At 51.8% G+C, this 255-nt stretch carries 1 pseudogene; it reads left to right on the top strand.

From position 1 onward, the window contains the following. Window positions 1-221 (top strand): annotated as a pseudogene (locus FLQ44_RS11370) (IS1 family transposase); the annotation flags it as partial. Between the last annotated feature and the right edge of the window lie 34 nt (window positions 222-255).

Below are 255 nucleotides of genomic sequence, written 5' to 3'. Positions count from 1 at the left end.
CAAACAAGCTGGAATTCTGGCATGGGTGATAGGGCGCGCAGTGCAGAAACCTTTAAGCCCTTGTGGCTGCTCGTCAAGTGCTGGCACTGTTTGTTCTATGTCACCGATGGATGGAAGGTCTATCCGATGTTCATTGAGTTGGGCGACCAGAATTATCAGCAAGACCTATATGAGTCGGGTTGAGGGGGCGAACACAAGGGCAGGGGCATTACCTGGCACGGTAGCACCGAAAAACCTTGTACTACTTCTGCCTCA

This window comes from Vogesella mureinivorans, assembly GCF_007644035.1.
Lineage (GTDB): Bacteria > Pseudomonadota > Gammaproteobacteria > Burkholderiales > Chromobacteriaceae > Vogesella > Vogesella mureinivorans.
This window is presented reverse-complemented; position numbering and strand designations above follow the sequence as displayed.